The organism is Methanosphaera sp. BMS (genome assembly GCF_003268005.1).
Classification (GTDB): domain Archaea; phylum Methanobacteriota; class Methanobacteria; order Methanobacteriales; family Methanobacteriaceae; genus Methanosphaera.
Genome location: NZ_CP014213.1, coordinates 1,735,111 through 1,753,253, shown reverse-complemented (window position 1 = coordinate 1,753,253; position 18,143 = coordinate 1,735,111). Strand labels below are relative to the sequence as shown.

At 33.7% G+C, this 18,143-nt stretch carries 15 protein-coding genes and 1 tRNA gene; 10 read left to right on the top strand and 6 right to left on the bottom strand.

Annotated elements, in window-relative coordinates:
* The first annotated feature begins 97 nt into the window (after window positions 1–97).
* Together AW729_RS06300 and AW729_RS06295 are read left to right on the top strand one after the other, a co-directional pair.
* Window positions 98–169 (top strand) — tRNA-Arg (locus tag AW729_RS06300).
* A 144-nt stretch (window positions 170–313) separates the two neighbouring features.
* Window positions 314–1,816 (top strand): AAA family ATPase, encoded by a 1,503-nt coding sequence (locus AW729_RS06295; RefSeq protein ID WP_112124310.1) that lies wholly within the window; start codon window positions 314–316, stop codon window positions 1,814–1,816.
* Between the two features lie 121 nt (window positions 1,817–1,937).
* On the opposite strand, the gene AW729_RS06290 is transcribed toward AW729_RS06295, so the two are convergent.
* Window positions 1,938–2,381: a hypothetical protein gene (locus AW729_RS06290; RefSeq protein WP_112124309.1), complete on the bottom strand. Its 444-nt coding sequence runs from the start codon at window positions 2,379–2,381 to the stop codon at window positions 1,938–1,940.
* A 136-nt stretch (window positions 2,382–2,517) separates the two neighbouring features.
* The gene (locus AW729_RS06285) at window positions 2,518–2,916 is read right to left on the bottom strand and encodes a DUF120 domain-containing protein (protein WP_112124308.1); all 399 of its coding nucleotides are present in this window, start codon (window positions 2,914–2,916) and stop codon (window positions 2,518–2,520) included.
* 240 nt (window positions 2,917–3,156) lie between these two features.
* Between AW729_RS06285 and hisG the strand changes: the two genes are divergently transcribed.
* Genes hisG through tfrA form a run of 3 tightly spaced genes read left to right on the top strand, consistent with a single transcriptional unit; the run spans window position 3,157 to window position 6,498 of the window.
* Window positions 3,157–4,026: an ATP phosphoribosyltransferase gene (gene hisG, locus AW729_RS06280; protein WP_112124307.1), complete on the top strand. Its 870-nt coding sequence runs from the start codon at window positions 3,157–3,159 to the stop codon at window positions 4,024–4,026.
* Between the two features lie 18 nt (window positions 4,027–4,044).
* Window positions 4,045–4,821 carry a fumarylacetoacetate hydrolase family protein gene (locus AW729_RS06275; RefSeq protein ID WP_112124306.1) on the top strand — a complete coding sequence of 259 codons (777 nt, stop codon included), beginning with the start codon at window positions 4,045–4,047 and terminating at the stop codon, window positions 4,819–4,821.
* Between the two features lie 12 nt (window positions 4,822–4,833).
* The gene (gene tfrA / locus AW729_RS06270) at window positions 4,834–6,498 is read left to right on the top strand and encodes a fumarate reductase (CoM/CoB) subunit TfrA (protein ID WP_112124305.1); all 1,665 of its coding nucleotides are present in this window, start codon (window positions 4,834–4,836) and stop codon (window positions 6,496–6,498) included.
* Window positions 6,499–6,587: 89 nt separating this feature from the next.
* Here the strand turns inward: tfrA and gatA are convergent, their stop codons facing one another.
* A complete protein-coding gene (gatA, locus tag AW729_RS06265) occupies window positions 6,588–7,955 on the bottom strand; it encodes an Asp-tRNA(Asn)/Glu-tRNA(Gln) amidotransferase subunit GatA (protein ID WP_112124304.1) in 1,368 nt (455 codons plus the stop codon).
* Between the two features lie 666 nt (window positions 7,956–8,621).
* On the opposite strand from gatA, the gene mtaA reads away from it, so the two are divergent.
* Complete coding sequence (gene mtaA, locus AW729_RS06260; protein ID WP_112124303.1) at window positions 8,622–9,635, top strand: methylcobamide:CoM methyltransferase MtaA; 1,014 nt, start codon at window positions 8,622–8,624, stop codon at window positions 9,633–9,635.
* A 233-nt stretch (window positions 9,636–9,868) separates the two neighbouring features.
* Here mtaA and AW729_RS06255 read toward each other — a convergent pair whose 3' ends face one another.
* Window positions 9,869–10,468, bottom strand: coding sequence for a hypothetical protein (locus AW729_RS06255; protein ID WP_112124302.1), 600 nt, complete (start codon window positions 10,466–10,468; stop codon window positions 9,869–9,871).
* A gap of 462 nt (window positions 10,469–10,930) precedes the next feature.
* On the opposite strand from AW729_RS06255, the gene AW729_RS06250 reads away from it, so the two are divergent.
* From AW729_RS06250 to AW729_RS06235, 4 genes are all read left to right on the top strand, one after another.
* Entirely contained in the window at window positions 10,931–12,316 is a 1,386-nt protein-coding gene (locus AW729_RS06250; protein ID WP_112124301.1) for a methyltransferase MtaB domain-containing protein, read from the top strand.
* Between the two features lie 19 nt (window positions 12,317–12,335).
* Window positions 12,336–13,184, top strand: coding sequence for a methanol--corrinoid protein MtaC (mtaC, locus tag AW729_RS06245; protein WP_112124300.1), 849 nt, complete (start codon window positions 12,336–12,338; stop codon window positions 13,182–13,184).
* Window positions 13,185–13,432: 248 nt separating this feature from the next.
* Window positions 13,433–15,076, top strand: a complete 1,644-nt coding sequence (locus AW729_RS06240; protein ID WP_112124299.1) for a methylamine methyltransferase corrinoid protein reductive activase — start codon at window positions 13,433–13,435, stop codon at window positions 15,074–15,076.
* Window positions 15,077–15,130: 54 nt separating this feature from the next.
* Window positions 15,131–15,916, top strand: a complete 786-nt coding sequence (locus AW729_RS06235) for an HAD family hydrolase (RefSeq protein ID WP_112124298.1) — start codon at window positions 15,131–15,133, stop codon at window positions 15,914–15,916.
* A 28-nt stretch (window positions 15,917–15,944) separates the two neighbouring features.
* Here AW729_RS06235 and AW729_RS06230 read toward each other — a convergent pair whose 3' ends face one another.
* Both AW729_RS06230 and AW729_RS06225 read right to left on the bottom strand, forming a co-directional pair.
* Complete coding sequence (locus AW729_RS06230) at window positions 15,945–16,790, bottom strand: MoxR family ATPase (RefSeq protein WP_112124297.1); 846 nt, start codon at window positions 16,788–16,790, stop codon at window positions 15,945–15,947.
* Between the two features lie 4 nt (window positions 16,791–16,794).
* Window positions 16,795–17,904: a DUF362 domain-containing protein gene (locus tag AW729_RS06225; protein WP_112124296.1), complete on the bottom strand. Its 1,110-nt coding sequence runs from the start codon at window positions 17,902–17,904 to the stop codon at window positions 16,795–16,797.
* Window positions 17,905–18,143: the final 239 nt, after the last annotated feature.

Sequence of the window (18,143 nt, the reverse complement as noted above, 5' to 3'; positions counted from 1 at the left end):
TTTTTGATTTTTTATATTTTCCAAAATAAACGAAAAATTTAATAAATGCCAATGACAAATAGTATATTGTAATTGTAATATTGCATAATTTTTTTATGCCTTGGTAGTGTAGCGGATATCACGAGGGACTGCGGATCCCTTTACCGGGGTTCAAATCCCCGTCAGGGCATTATTTCTACTTTTTTTAATATTTTTTAAACTGATTCTGATTTTTATCTGCTGATAAAAGTAATTCTTTTTAAGTATATTATACATATTTTATAATAATGAATGAATTTTACATATACGAAAAAATTGATAGCCGTGATTATTAATGAAAAAAATAGGATTACTTGAAGTAAAAGGTGCTTTACCATTATATGAACATTTCGGACATTTACCAACCGATATAGTTAAATCTGACGGAACAATAGAAAATGGTAATAAGGCACATGAAGAATTGGATGGACTGATTATTCCCGGGGGAACACTGGTAGAATCAGAGACGATAACTCCTGAGTTAGAAGAGGAAATAAATCTCATAAATGATAATGATGGATTTATATTTGGAATGTGTGCTGGTTTTCAGATACTGGGCAGACAAACTGATGTTGGACGTAACTCTCCGGTGCCTATTATTAGAAAAGGATTGAATTTATTGGATGTTTCATTTAAACCATTGATAAATACCAACAGGATAAATGCGGAAATTGTTGATGATTCCACATTATTTACAAAGAATTTAAAGGATACAACAGTCAATGGTTTTCACTGTCACACTTATGGACAAATAGAATCCAAAGATAAGAACGTAATTTATTCCAACATAGAACGATCAAATTATAAATATAAGCCGGAAAGGGTTTTATCAGGTGTATCCAATAAGAAAGGTAATATCCTTGGTACTACCGTTCATTGTCTCTTGGATAATAATCCGCAGGTGGTAAATAATATCCTCGAGTATATTGATGCTGTAGATGAATATGAGGATATACAGGAAAGAAATAAGAAGCTTCATGACAGGGTATTCCATGAATTGGCCGTTGGCACTAATGAGATCTGTGTATTTAATAGAAAAAAACCCGAAGTACCTCCTATGATAATGTTGATGGGTACGGGTTCTGAGTCAGGTAAAACATTTTTGGCAAGCGGTATCGTAGGTGCCTTAAGACAACGTGGAATACATACGTATGTCATTAAGGTAGGACCTGATATCAGGGATTTGTCTCCATCATTATATGTCAACAAGGAAAAATTGGAGGATTATGCTTCAATACAAATAAGTAACATAGGATGGACGCCTTTGGAGGATGTGCTTGAACAGGTTAAGAATAAAGGATATGATCTTGTATTGGTAGAGGGTGTTATGAGTGCGGCAACAGGTTTGTTAAATGAGAAAACACCATACTCCACAGTTGAAATAGCACGTGCAGGTAATATTCCGGTAATCATGGTATCAAGTGTAAGTAAGGGTGGTATTGAAACGGCCGCAATAGACATTAAGGCACACATAGACTTATTGGATAAGTTGGACGTGGATACCAGTGCTATAATATTAAACAGGACTTATGATGAGAAAATAGTAAATCATGTAAGTGAATTTTTATCCAACAAGTCCAATGTCAGCCGTGAGAATATTTGGAGCATTACAAAGGCCAAGGTTGAAAATAAGGGAAGGGTTCCTGAGGATTACCTGCAACTGGAAACATTTACTCAGGCAGCGATGGACGTTGTCAATAAGGACATTGATGTGATGAAAATATATGAACTGGCTAAAAAACCTGAGTTCAGAGGATATTTGACTCATGAAGAAATATGTAAATTGTATAAAGAGTAATCTTAACTATTTGGGTGTTTGGTAAATAAGGGAATCAGTAGTAAATGAAATTTTTTCTATAAAAAAAGGGTTTAAAAAAAGATATTTCAAATCTTTTTTTTATTATTATTTTTTGCATAATTTAAATTTTTTCTTCTTCAGCATTATATTCATGTTTTATCTTATTTATTTCTTCCTTAAGCGTATTTTGTTTAATGACTAAACTCAATACATTGGATAAATGTAATATATTGCCGTCCATGATATTTTTAGCTTGTAATAATGAATGAATGGTTTTAATATCTGCTAATGGAATATCAAACCGTTTATTGTCCATGGATAACCATCGGGTTTCATATTTAACGTCTTTATTTTCGTTTTTAAATAATTTTACTTCCTGGGGATATGCTTTAATGATTATCTCATCTTCTTGGACGATAGGTTCTGTAATCTTTGTTTGTGTTATTTTACTTACTTGGACATTTTTTTCGCCAGGGATAATCTTAATGAATTCGTATTCTCCTATTTTCCGAATCATTGATTTGTCCACTTTTGCCTCGCTAACCAGTTTGTAGTCTGTTACCATAATATCTTGCTTCCTGAAATATACTGTAATTAATTATGCAATTATTTTTTTTCCGTAAATATTTTTAATATACTATAATATTTCAATTTTATTATACTTAATATTTTTTGTAAAAATCTAAACTATTCTTTCATGACTACAAAATTAACTCTATGATAACACAATCATTATCCTTAACATCTAAACATTCACGTAGCTTTTCATCAGCAACAAATTCCAGGGTATTAAAGGTATATACAGTCTTTGTAGGAAACAGTATGTCTCCTTTTTTGCTGATGTTATTTTTAGGATTCGTTATTTTCGCATTTAAAAAGAACACATCACCATACTCGGAGTTTCCATGAATAATTTTCAAATCTTCTTTAAGTTTGCCATTAACATCCAAATGGATGTCATCATCCAATGTTATATTCAATGTTCCAAAATATGGGGCATAACCCAATTTGTCCTGATATTGTCCGGTGTATATCTCCTTTTTCATAAATTCACTGGCTCTATTCAATCCTGATGTTATTTTTCCTTTAAATTTTAACATGTTTTTACCTTATTATTTTTTATATATATGCTAAAAATGTTCTTTATACTATTATATCTGTTTTAAAATTCTTATCTGTTTTTGTATTTTCACATTAAAATATTCTCATATTACGAAAAAGAAAAATATGTAAAGAAACATATAAATAATTATTATCTTTAAAATAATATGAATAAATATAAAAACAAAAAAAAATATTAAGTTAACAATTTTTATTAAAAGAGTAGGGAGGATATTATAATGCAGATTCGTATAGCTATTCCATCAAAGGGACGTATTAGTGAACCATCAGTAAATTTGCTAGAAAAAGCGGGAATCGGTTTGGTTGATAATTCAAATCGTAAATTATTTTCCAAGACATTTGATTCGGATATAGATGTGATGTTTACAAGGGCGGCAGATATTCCTGATTATGTTGCAGACGGAGCTGCCGATATGGGTATTACAGGTAAAGATTTGATTGCAGAAAGAGATGCTGATGTTGAAATTTTATATGATCTTGGTTTTGGTAAAACCCGCCTGGTTATTGCAGCACCGGAAGATTCTGATATACAAAGTGTTGAAGACTTGAAAAATATCAAAACGGTGGCAACGGAGTTTCCATTTTTGACTTCACAGTACTTTAAACAAAAGGGTATTGACGTTAAGATATTGGCATTGACTGGAGCTACAGAGGTAGCACCATTAATAGGAGTGGCAGATGTAATATCGGATTTAACAAGTACGGGTACTACACTTAAAACCAACCATTTAAGGGAAATTGACACGATTTTTGAAAGTTCAATTGTATTAATAGCCAATAAGGATAGCTTTAAAGAAAAGACCACTAAAATAAATGAGATTAAACTGGGAATATCAGGGGTATTGCATGCTGAAGGTAAAAAACTTCTGATGATAAACGTTGAAAAGGATAAACTTGAAGAAATCAAGGCAGCCATACCAGGTATGGGAGGACCGACGATATCTGAAATATATGGCGATGATGAGTTGGTAGCGGTAAACTCAGTTATTTCAGAAAGGGACGTATTCATCACTTTGAACAAATTAAGAAAACTTGGTGCCAAGGATATACTTGTAGTGCCTATTGAAAGAATATTGCAGGATTATTAAGGATATATAACGATTAACATGAGATTCGTTCGATATAAAGATTCAAATGATACTGAATCTATAGGGATAATAAGGGATGATTCAATAGTAAAAATTGATTATTCCAGTATTTATGAGGCATATGATGAATATTGTCAGAATAATTATTTAAAGGAGTTATATGTGGAAGATATGGATAATGTGAAATTTTTGACACCTACAATTCCCTCTAAGATAATTTGTGTGGGTTTGAATTATAAGGATCATGCCAGTGAACTGAAGATGAAATTACCTGATGAGCCATTGCTGTTTATGAAATCATCCACGTCCATGATAGCACATCATGATGAAATCATATATCCAAAAATATCACAGCAAGTTGATTATGAGGCAGAACTGGCGATTGTCCTCTTAGAGGATGTGAAATACGATGAATTTAACGAAAACGTTAAATTCGCTTACTCTATCGTCAATGATGTTACGGCGAGGGATTTACAACAAAAAGATGGACAATGGACAAGGGCAAAGAATTTTGACACATTCTGTCCAATTGGGCCGTGTCTTGTAACTGATATGGATGCATCTAATTTGGATATTAAGTTGGAAGTAAACGGAAAAGTAAGACAAAATTCAAGTACGTCCAATATGATATTTTCACCAATGGAATTAATTGAATACGTATCGTCAATTATGACATTAAATAAGGGTGATGTTATTGCGACAGGTACTCCTCCCGGTGTTGGTCAGTTACATAAAAACGATACAGTCAGTATCACTATTGAAGGTATAGGTACATTGGAAAATACAGTTAAATAAAGAGGTGTGATTATGGATATTAAAAGATATGAATGTGATGTATTAATAATCGGTTCTGGAGGGGCCGGTTGTAAATGTGGAATTGTGGCTAGTAAAAACGATGCAAATGTCATAATTGTATCGAAAGGACTTACCTTTAAATCAGGATGTACAATGCTAGCCGAAGGTGGTTATAATGCGGTGTTTGGCTATGTTGATGAAGAGGATTCATTACAGTTACATATCCAGGACACGTTAAAAGGTGGAGCATTCTTAAATGATTTGAGATTGGTGCATAAACTCGTAACAGAATCCCCTCAACGTTTAATAGAACTTGAAGACTACGGTTCACTATTTGACAGACAGGATGATGGACGATTAAACCAAAGGGCATTTGGTGGTCAATCATATAGAAGAACATGTTTTAAAGGGGATCAAACGGGTCATGAAATGATGTTGGGATTAAGGGAAGAGATTATCCGTGAAAACATCACAACACATGATGAAATAATGATTACCAAATTGTTGTTTGATGAAAATCATACGAAAATTGTCGGAGCAATGGGTTTAAATCTAAATGATTCATCTATTGTAATATATAACTCCAAAACTACCGTAATCGCTGCAGGTGGATGTGGATGGCTGTATCCTGTTACTTCAAATGCATCACAAAAAACCGGGGATGGTGTAATGATAGCATATAATGCCGGTGCAGATGTCATGGACATGGAAATGGTCCAATTCCATCCTACCGGTATGCTTTCACCAAAATCTCGTAGAGGTGTATTGATCACAGAGGCTGTAAGGGGAGAAGGCGGTCATTTAATCAATTCAGAAGGTGAACGTTTCATGATAAATTATGATTCACGTCAGGAATTGGCTACAAGGGATGTTGTTGCAAGAGCAATATACAGTGAAATCCAAGAAGGTAGGGCAACACCATTAGGTGGAGTTTATCTGTCAGTTGAACACTTGCCGGAAGAGCAGATAATGACAAAACTGCACACCATGGTTCAACAGTTTAAGGATGTGGGTGTTGATATAGTCAATCAACCTATGGAAGTAGCACCTACGGCCCATCATTTCATGGGCGGTATAAGGATAACCCCTGATTGTGAAACAAACATCGAAAACCTATATGCTGCAGGGGAAGTTACCTCAGGAGTACATGGGGCAAATAGGTTGGGCGGTAATGCACTGGCCGATACGCAGGTATTTGGTAATCGGGCCGGATTGAAATGTTCTGAAAATATTCAAACATTGAAGTTGACTGCTCCATCTCAGAGTGAAGTGGATGATGAAATTAAACGTATTGAAGATATATGGACTCAGGGAAAATATAATCCTGAAGACATCAAGGAAGAAATTCAAGATATAATGTGGAAATACGTTGCAATTGTCAGGGATGAACAAGGTTTGCTTGAAGCTCAAAGTCAGTTAAAGCAATTGGAAGAGAAGACACTTGATATGGATGTACCATCATTCAAGGAATACAACTCTAAACTGATGATTGCCCTTGAAGTAATAAGCATGCTTCAACTAGCTAGATTAATAGTAAAATCAGCATTGCTCCGAAAAGAAAGTAGGGGTGCTCATTTCAGAAGTGATTATCCTGAGCTCAACGATGAAGAATACCTCAAAAGCTTTGTTTTAAATAAGGATGAAGATGTTAAAACAGTTGAAAGGGGTTTATTCTAATAAATCTTTTTTTTTAAAAAATAAGTTATAATGTTATTATTAAAAATAACATCTAATTTTTTTTTCTCTTTACTAAAAGTGGCTATGTTTTATAATTTTTCTAAAGCACTCATTGTACTTAATATTTTATGATCTTCTTCAGGTTTTGCCTGTAGCTGTAGACCTACAGGTATGTCATTTACTCTGCCAGCATTCATACTGCTTGCAGGAATACCGGTGATGTTTGCAAGAACGGTTAACACATCATAAGCATACATGTCCATTGTTTCCAGTTTTTCACCAATCTTGTGAGGTAATTTTGGAACTGTAGGACCTGCTATTATATCAACATCTTTCAGCAGTGCGTTAAAGTCGTTGCGTATGAGGGATCTTGCCTGCAGTGCCTTTTTGTAATATTTTCCACTGAATTCTTTTTGGCTTATGTATGAACCGATTTGAATTCTACGTGCAACCTCCGGACCACATACTTCTTCAATTCTTTCACCATATTTACGTCCATCATATTTTCTGGTAGCGGAGAAGAATTCCACGTAATTTATAAGGTAGTATGTAGGAAGACCAAGGTTAATGTCCTCAAAGGTTAACTCCTTGATTTCTGCACCTAGTGATGATAGATTGTCTATGGATTTGTTTATCTGGGAATCAATCTTTTCATCCGTAACGTCCATAAATTCTTTAACAACACCGACAGTGGTATTATCCAATGATTCACATTCAATGTCATCTAAGAATTCTCCACTTTCCCTTTCAAATGTTGTAGGGTCATATGGGTCATAACCTGTTATGACATCAAGCATTAATGCAATACCGCTTGTATCATTTGCAAATGGACCAATCTGGTCTAAACTCATTGATAAGTCAAGTAATCCTTGACGTGAAACCATACCATATGTTGGTTTAAATCCCATAACTCCGCAGTGTGATGCAGGGTTTCTAATTGAACCACCTGTATCAGAACCAAGTGTTATGTCACACATGTCTGCTGCAATAGCTGCTGCTGAACCTCCACTTGAACCACCAGGGATGTGTCCTAAAGCATTAGGGTTATTTGTAGGTCCATACATTGACGTTTCTGTAGAACTTCCGGCTGCAAATTCATCCATGTTTGTTAATCCGACGATTACTCCATCTTCTTTAATTATATTTTTTATCACAGTGGCATTGTAACTTCCATAGTATTCCTTGAGTGTAGGGGATGCTGCTGATACAATGAAATCCTCGACATTTATATTACATTTGATTCCAATAACTAAACCTGCTAGTTTACCTGTTTCTTTGTTATTTTTTATTCTGTTGTCAATATCCTGTGCTACTTTTTGTGCTCGTTCATAATCTAATTCTACAAATGCATTTATATCATCATTTTTTTCCTCGATGACGCTATACATCTGATCTAAGTTTTCTTGTGCAGTTAATTCTTGTTGCTTAATCGCTTCAACTTTTTCTATTACTTTCATTTAGTCACCTTTAGTAAAATTTTTGAAATAGTACTCTAGAAAATTACTATATGTATAATATATTTAATTAATGAAATTAATATAATTTGGTGTTGTTTTTTATTTTTTCTTGTATACTATTCATCAACAAAAATTTTTTTTTCATGTATATAAAAAATAGTTTATAATCATAGAAATTTTCTTAAATTATATATGTATTGAAGATTATATATTATACCAATAACAAGTTAATGCTAAAAATATGATTATAAAAAATATTTATAATAACTGTAAAATTAGTCTTATACTCACATTTTGAACTAATTTTCACATGTTAGAGTATTATGTGCTTTAGCTTGTTAAATATCTAATGTGGTAATGTATTTTACTAATTTGAACATTTATCGATGTGTTATCAAAAAATACTTAAAATTATTTAAGGGTAAAAAAGCTCTTAAAAATTTGATTAGATATGTTTAAATAAATAATGCATTAATACTATGAACCTCAGGAACTGGGGGGATAGCTTGGTAACCTTTAAAATCGTTAGATTTTAATAACCCTTGAATCCATATCTTCTACAGATTGGAAGTTCAATTAACAATGTTTATAATTATAACATTTAAAATTTGAAGAGTTTAAAAAAAAATATAGACTCATAATATATATTATAATAAAGGTGAACAAATGGATCTTATAGAAAATTTAAAAGCAGCATTAAACGACGAAGAAGTAGAAAAAGTACCTGTAATAAGTGCAACAGCAGCAGCAATTGAAGATGCTTTCCCTGCAGCAAACGTATCCTGGCCTAAAGCACACCAAGATGTTGATGAAATGGTAAGATTAGGTGTATCATTACACGAACAAGCAGGATTAGAATGTGCAAGAATTCCTTTCGACTTAACCGCAGAAGCAGAAGCATTTGGTTGTGAAGTTGACTTAGGTGACATGGAATCAACTCCAACATTAAGAACACATGCTCCTTTTGATGATGTAGAGGATTTAGAAGTACCTGATGATTATGTAGAACAAGGTAGATTACCAATTATTGTTCAAGCAATTGAAAAAACCAAAGAAGAATACCCTGATGTACCTGTAGTTGTAGGTATGGCTGGTCCATTCACATTAGCAGGACACTTATTAGGTGTAGAAGATTTAGTAAAAATGTTAAAAACTGACAGTTTCGTAGTAGAAGATGTAGTAGAAGTTGCATTAGATGCACAAACCGAATTAGTAGAAGCATTTAATGAAGCTGGTGTAGATGTTATTTGTGTAGCAGACCCAACATCCTCACCTGAATTATTAGACCCTAATGACTTTGATGAATTCGCAAAACCTGCATTAGAAGATTTATCTGATGCATTTGAATGTGACAGTATTCTCCACATCTGTGGTAACTCAAGACCTATTATGGAAGGTATGTTAGACTGTGGTTTCAGTGGAATTTCATTCGAAGAAGCTGTAGATGTAGAAGAAGCTAAACAAGTAAGAGCTGCTGAAGGTTCAGACTCAGTATTAGTTGGTAACGTATCAACAAGTCAAACCTTATTCAGTAAACCTACATCCGAAGTAAAAGCTGAAGCAACTCAAGCTTTAGAAAAAGGAATAAATGTTTTAGCTCCAAGTTGTGGTATTGCACCTAAATCACCTCTTGAAAACTTAAAAGCATTTGTAGAAGCAAGAGATGAATTTTATCAATAGATAATTTTCATTTTCTTTTTCTTTTTTCTACTTTATTAATTCAATCAACTATTTTTTATATTATCATTACAAAAACAATTACTCTTTTTAAATATTAAACTGACTTTTTATTTGTGTCTATGCTCTTGAGGTAATTAGTTGCTATTTACTACTTGAGAGTTTATTGACAACTTACTGAAAGTTTGTTTTAAAATAAGCAATTTTTTTCTAAAAAAAAGAAAGTGGGGATTAAATTATTTTTTGACGTTAAATCCAACTAGTATTGATGCTAGTTTAGGATCATCTTCAAAGTTAAAGTATTCCTTCAAGTACAAATCTGCTAATGGATCAGGACTACTTGATACTACATCACATGTATCTTCCAATTCCTCTACCTCTATAAATTGAACTGGAGGTAAAACGAATGCCTGTTTTTTAGCAGTTTCTTGAATGTTTTCTTGTTTCAAATCATTTTGAAGTTCTTGTTGGTTTTTCAGAAGAACAAAGTCTGGGTGTATAAATTGTGCTTTCTCATCGTTTTCATATTTTTTCTTTTGGTCAACATTAACAATTTCTTCACCAAGCAAGTTTCCATGGTTGTCTACAAATTGCACTGTTGCAGTTGGAGGTGGTCTGAATGAAGCATTTTTTATTATGGCTACTGTATAATCCCTTTCCAGGCATTCTTTTACACCAAGGTTTATTACAGGAATTAATTCACCCGTTTTTTCCATTTCTATTTTTAGGATATTTGCTCTTACCTCATCATTAAGAACTCCTACATTTAAAACTCCCCTTAGGGGTTCTATAGTATCCAATACTTCTTGAAGTACTTCGTCACCTGTTTTTGTCATTTAACCATCTCTAATTTAATGTTCTAAATAATACTTTATTAAAGTACATATTAATATTTGTGTTTTGTTATCTTAAGTAATTTCTTCAAATCCAAATGGACTATTGATTTTTTTTCAACTGGACTTTATTAAACAAATTCAAAAATAGCTCATTTTTTTATTAATTTATTACTTTTTTTTACACGCATCCTTTTTTGATATAGGTATTTTTAACCATTTTTTTCCGAATTTTTCATAAATAATGGTATTAATTTAATAATTTTAAATTGATTAAATCGCTTATTTTTGATTTTATGGGGATTTACTCGTTTTTTATTTTTTCATAAACTGCCGATTTAAAAAAAACTTTACCACTTTTCAATCATAATTGTTGTTAATAAGGTAATATATTATATATCCATAAGGGCTAAAGTAATAACTATGTGGGTATAAGATTAAAAAAATTTTTAGTGGTGAAATTATATGTCAAGAAAAGCATTTACAAAAATGGAAACTAAATCAGCAGACGACATGTTATTTGGGGAAACCAAACATCCTGTTAAATTAGGATTAGACCAAGTAGCAGGTGGAGGACTTGTTTATCCAAACATTAAAGTAGCTCCAGCAGAAGGATCAGAAGAAACAATTGATGGATTAGAAGCAACATCAAAAAACATTGCTTTTGCAGCAACTCAACGTGCAGCAGATATAGGATTACCTGCAATGCAGATTGAAACTGAACACGTACAGCAACAATCTATCAGCAGAGAAGCATCCGAAAGATGTACAGCTGTAACATGGGAACAACTCGAAGAATTACACGATAAATTCGGTACAAGAGTATCCTTAATGAGTACAGTAGCAGATATGAGAGAAGAAGAAAACGGATTAAGAGGATCCGAATTCGACATAGCTATGGATGAATCATTCGAAGCATGTGCTCAAAACGGTGCTTCCATGTTATGTATCGAAACCGTTGGTGGAAAAGTTGTATCAGACTACGGTATTTCAAGAGGAGACGCAAGAGCTATACTCTACGGTATAGGTGTACTCGGTTCCAACGATATGGAATACATGTGGACTAAAATTGTAGACTGTGCAAAAAGAAACAATGTAGTTGCTGGTGGAGACACAGACTGTGCACAAGCTAACACTGCAATGTTCTTAGCTGGTGGATTATTAGCTAAAAACGTATCACACACAATCGCAGCAGTAGCTAGAGCTATTGCAGGTGCAAGAAGTTTAGTAGCTATTGAATGTGGTGCAACCGGACCTACAAAAGATTGTGGATATGAAAACCCTATTGTTAAATCAATTGCATCTGTACCTATTTGTGCAGAAGGTAAAAACGCTACCTGTGCTCACGCAGACTTAATGGGTAACTTAACCGCTGGTGTATGTGATGTATGGAGTAACGAATCTGTATATAACAGAGAAGAAATGGGTGGACCAACCCCTGGTGTATGGTTACAATCCTTAGGTTACGAATGTGCATTAATGAACACAGCTACTCAAATCGGAACAGCAAAACAGTTAAGGGATACATATGTATTGGCAGATAAATATCGAGACCCTCAAGGTGTAATATTGGCATACGACAATGCATACTTAATAGGAAAAGCAATAACCGAAGAAGGGGAAGATATCTATCTAAGATCTCGTGCAGCAGCACTTAAAGCTATTGAATTAATCAATCAAGCAGTTGATCAGGGAAGAATCTTGCTAACCAGATTCGAAAGGGATACCCTTGACTCTACCCAAAAAACATACGAGCAACTACCTGACGATCAAGATAAATTTGTAAAAACTTGTATCAAAAGGTATGGAAGAAAAGTAAAAGAACATGATCCAAAAGAATATGAGTTATAAAATTTAGGAAGTGTTATTTATGCCTGAAACTAGTCCATTAGAACAATATTATCATAATTTCGAAAACGTTGAAGATTATGAAGTAATTGCTATAAGATACAATGTAAAAATAGAGGGTCCGGCTTTAAAACCTGAAGATGACCCTGAAGTAGTTGAAATATTACCTAAAGAAGAAGGTGTTCACAGAACATTGGCATTAGCGGTCCTGTATGGTGACAAAGATGACTGTGATGCCAAAGTACAAAAGGCGTTGGATGATGGTGCCGATCCTATTGACCTTATCAACAATGCATTGATGAAAGGTATGGATGGAGTAAGTGCCTTATACACCAAAGGTGAATTTTTCCTACCTGACTTGATGCTGGCAGGGGATGCCATGATGAGTGGAGTAGCTTTATGTGAAGCAAAACTAGGACACAAAGCGGATTCCAAGGCAAACGTTGTATGTTGTGCAGTGGAAGGTGACCCTCATGACATAGGTAAAAACCTAATTTGTATGTTCTTAAATGCAAACGGTTACAACGCAGTAGACCTTGGTCGTGATGTACCTCATGCAGATGTGGTAAAGGCGGCGGTTGAAAACGACGCAGCATTCGTCACTGCAACAGCTTTAATGACAACAACCATGACAGGTTTCGGTAAAATCGTTGCCATCATGCAGGAACAAGGTGTAGACACTCCTATTGGATGTGGTGGGGGAGCTGTACGTCGTGACTTCGTAGAAGAAACACCTCAAACATTCTACGGTGTAGAAGCTTACCACACGCCTAAATTAGCAGATGCAATAGTAGATAAAGGAAAAACATGGGAGGACATCAGAAAAGAATATGCTGAAATCGTTGGAGAATATGTAGCAGCATACTCCTAATCTAAAACCACTTGACATATAATTTTTTGGGAGGGCAATATATTAGATTGCCCCTTTTTTATTATTTTTATTAATCAATTAATTTTTGATATTGTATTAACTTATTTTAACTACTTTTTTTAACATAATTTAATTATATTTATATCCTAAAAAAGACTATATTTTAATTAGAGTAAAAAAGTTATATATGTTTAAAACTATTTACTGATTAAATGTAAAATTGGAGTATAATTAATAAAGTGATTTATATGGCAGAAGAATATGCAATAGCAATGGATATTGGAACTAGTGGTATTCGTGCTCAAGCAATTGACATGGCAGATAACAGTACAATTTCCACAACTGTAACATTAAGACATCCACTTCCTGGTGCAAACGTAATGGACCATTTACACTTTGCAGTTAACGTGGGTGCTGAACAAGCACACCAATTAATGCTTGAAGCTGTAAATAAAGTAGTTGATCAATTAGGAATTGACAAATCAAAAGTTCAAAGATTTGCAGTCTGTGGTAACCCTATACAGTTATCCCTATTCCAAAATATTGAAATAAGGGATTTAGCATTCTGGGGTACAAATGCAATGGAAAGGTTAAACATAGAACCTCCAAAAAGAAATTCACAAATTCTTAAACCTGCAGATGTTGATTTGGACATTAACCCTGATGCAGATGTATTCATACCACCTGCAATTAAACACGAAATAGGTGCAGATGCACTTGCTATGTTAGTAAAATCTGATGTGGTAAACAAAGAAGGTATCTACCTGGTTTCAGACTTCGGTACAAACGCTGAAATTGCATTGGTAATTGATGGTGAAATATTCTCATGTTCAGCAGCAGCAGGTCCTGCTATGGAAGGACAAGCTATTGAATGTGGTATGTTAGCATCTCCTGGAGCTATCTGTGACGTAACGGCTGTAGGTGACGACTGGCAAATAGAAGTTCTAAACAGTGAATTGAAAGTAGAATCCGGAGATTTGATGGATGTTTCCACAGGGGATGTTAAACAAACAAGAACTACCGATACCAAAGCTAAAGGTATTACAGGTACCGGTGTAATTTCATCATACAGTTTAGGAACGGAACAAGGATTGATTTCAATACCCGATATCCAAACACCAAACGACAAAATCAACTTAGAAGATGGAGTTTACTTATCAGAAAAAGACATGACCGAAATAGGTAAGGCATTAGGAGCTTTCAGAGCAGCACACTTCACATTATGTGTGGAAGCAGATATTGATATTGAAGATATTGACGCTGTTTACATGGCAGGAGCATCCGGTTTCTATGTAGACCCTCTCAAATCTTTAACAGTAGGTCAAATACCTGCATGTTCATGGGAAATTTATCAGATAGGTAACACATCCCTTGCTATGGCTAGAGATATCGTTGAAAACCCTGACCTGTTGCAGGAATTACAGGAAGTAGCAGATGGAATGCAGGGAAATCACATAACACTTGCTACATCTGAAATATTTGAAAAAATATATGGTCTGGAATTAGCGGTATGTGAACAAAACATGCCAATGTGGAAATATGATGAATGGCTGGAAAGTTACGGATACGGTAATGTACCTGAACTTGAAGAAGACCCAGAAATACACAGAATATATGAAAGTGATATTCCGGATATTGGTAGAAACGGTTTATCCATTATTGAAGAAGTCGGTACAAAACTTACTGCAGAAATGGATGGATGTATCAGCTGTAAGGCCTGTGAAAATGAATGTCCAGAAAGTGCTTTAAAAGTTGAAGACGGTGTAATCACCATCCGTTCTGATTACTGTAACGGTAGTGCATGTTTAAGATGTGAAAGAATCTGTCCTTCAAAAGTATTTTCATATGATAAAATGTTATACATCGAAGGGGAAGATGCGGTCAGTTTATAAATTATTCATTTTTCTCCCCCGTTATTTTTTTTGATTTAATTATAAAGTGTTGTTATGAAAGCCATAGTTTTTGATAATGCAGGTACAATTCTTGAACGTAAAAACGTTATAAAGGACATGTCTACAAAAAAAGTATTTTTCAATACGGATACTATAGGGATCACGAATAAAAATGATAAAAATATTATAGTTGTATTTCAAACACCCGTTGATGAATTATATGACTATGCTGATATGTCCATAAAAGAGTATATGCTTAAATTTAACTCTTCATTTGAAATAGCTTACTCTCAGATAAAAGTCAGCAATGAAGAGTTACTGGACGTATTACAGGATGATGCAAAAATAAGAGATATCCTCGAGACATATGAGGTTTTGCTTACTAGGGATGTCCGAGTAATAAGTGGTGCAGCATTAATCGTAGATAGTCAAAGCGGAATCATTACTTATGTCTATACTGCCGGTGGTTTGTTATTCAAATATACATCAGACGTGATAAATTATTTGAAAGACGAAGGTTTTGAAATATACATAGCTTCAGGTGACAATAAACATTCACTTAACCAAATAGCATCCATTTTAAAGATAGCTAAAAACAATATTTACAGTACTTGTAATGTCAACTGCAAGGAGTCAGTTGTTGAAAAGTTACAGAAAGAAGGATACTATGTATATATGGTGGGAAATCATACAAACGATATATTGGCTATAAAAAAAGCGGATACTGGAATTTTAACATTACAACAAAAAGAGTTGCTGCCAAAACGATTGGTATCACAGGCAGATTATGTAATTTCATCTATAGATATGGTGATTGACGTCGTAAAAAAAGAAAGTTAGGAAAAATTAATAAAATAATGAGAATCTATTACATTATTCTATTTAAAACTTCCTTGATGATTTTTTCCTTATCATCCTCATTTTTTGCAATAACGTTTAATGTATTTTCAAGAGCTTCCCTGGTTGGAGGTATCTGATTTAATGCTATAAGTGATTCGACCCAATCAACGGTAGCCCTTATTGAAGGTTTCTTACTCAAATCCAGTTTTCTGATTTTCTGAGTTTTTTCAACAATTTCAGTTACCAAATTTTCCTGTGCAAGGGGAACTCTCTTGTTAACAATATTTATTTCCCTGTCATATTCAGGATAATCAATGTATAAATACAAACACCTGTCCTTGGTTTCATCAAGTAAAGATCTTTGTGCATTTGATGTTAACACTACAATCAAATCATTTTTCAATTCAAAAGTATCCAAATCATTAACGGTTATCTCTTTTTCCCCCAAAGCCTGTAATAAAAAACTTTCCAATTCTTCATCTGCCTTGTCTATTTCATCAATAAGTAAAACGGAATCTTTCGGGTTACTGAAAGCCGTTAACAACGGTCTTTGTATAAAGAATTCATTTGAAAATATTGTCATGTCCTCTTTATTTTCTCTGGCCAACTCCAGATATAACAGTTGTTTCTGATAATTCCATTCTCCAACAACCTGTTCAAAAGTAATTCCTTCATAACATTGGATTCTGAAGAAATCTCTATCAAAACATTCTGCAATTGTCTTTGCAAGTTCGGTCTTACCGGTACCAGGTGGACCTTCAATCAATATGGGTTTTTTCAGGGCGAATGCTAAGAATAGTGTTGTATTGATTTGATCATTAGATATGTAATTATGTTGTTCTAATTTCTCATTTATTTCTTCAATTTCTTTCATATTATCACATTACTTCTATTAATTCATAATCTTGTGTTCCGAGTCTTAACTTTTCTGCTTCTTTAAGTTGAATTGTGGAGTCAATATTTCTATACAATCTCTTAAATTTATCCTCACCCGAAACATAATCTGAGTCGAATAGTGAATCCAAGCCATGTTCCTGTCTGTTAACCAAATCATATGATGCTTTGTCAATGGCAACAGGATCATAGCTAAGCAAGATTCCTATATCGTCAATCATTTTATTTTGTTCGAAGTTATTACAATCACAATCAGGAGTGATGTTTGTTAAAAAGTTTATATAAACTACTTTATTAAATTTTTTATTTATGATGCTGCCAAGGGCATATTCGGCTAGGGCTTTGCAAAATTCATCACTGTTTAATCTATTTAATTTAATGATATGTGCAGGACAAACATCAATGCAATCATTACATCCGATACATTTTGTGCTATCAATTATGGCATGTGATGTAACGGTAATTGCCTCTTCAGGACACATCTGTTCACATACTTTACATGCAAGACATCTGACTTTTGAAATTATTGGTTTTACTAATTTGTGCTGATCTTTCTTACCGTTTCTTGAAGCACATCCCATGGCCAAGTTTTTAATAGCACCACCGAATCCGCACATGCAGTGGCCTTTAAAATGACTTAATACAATCAACCCGTCACTTTCATAAATGTCTCCCGCAATTTTTACCTTTTTGAATAGATCCTGGTCGATTTCAACTTCAACCTCATTATTTCCATTTAACCCATCGGCTATAATTACAGGTGCGTTCAACACAGAATAGGTGTATCCATGCCTGTTTGCAGTTTCCAAATGATCCACACTATTTGTTCTATAATGATGGTATAATGTGTTGGTATCCGTCAAAAATGCCTTCACGTTTGCCGGCTCCAATATATCCACTATCTTCCGTGAAAACGCGGGATTTAGATAAGTGTTGTTTCCTCTTTCACCAAAATGAGTCTTAATGGCTATCTTATCATCTTCCTCAAGATTGTTTATGAAATCTGATTTGTCAAACAATTTATTTAATTTTGCCGCATTATCTTTATCTTCATCATCATCTGTTATTCTCATAAAGAAAACTTTACTTGTCATAGAACACAACATCCTTTTTTAAGGTCTTTCTCATATTACTGTTGAATATATTTGATAGATGTATGATTAATATTTTTTCTTTAAAACATATTTGGATATCCATTATGAATTTTAATGGCAAATGTCCACTTTTTTTCAAGGATTTTTTGACAAAGGTGGCCTATTAAAAAATTATATATATAATTTTTTATATATATTATTTTATACATATAATATTTTATACATATGTAATTATCATA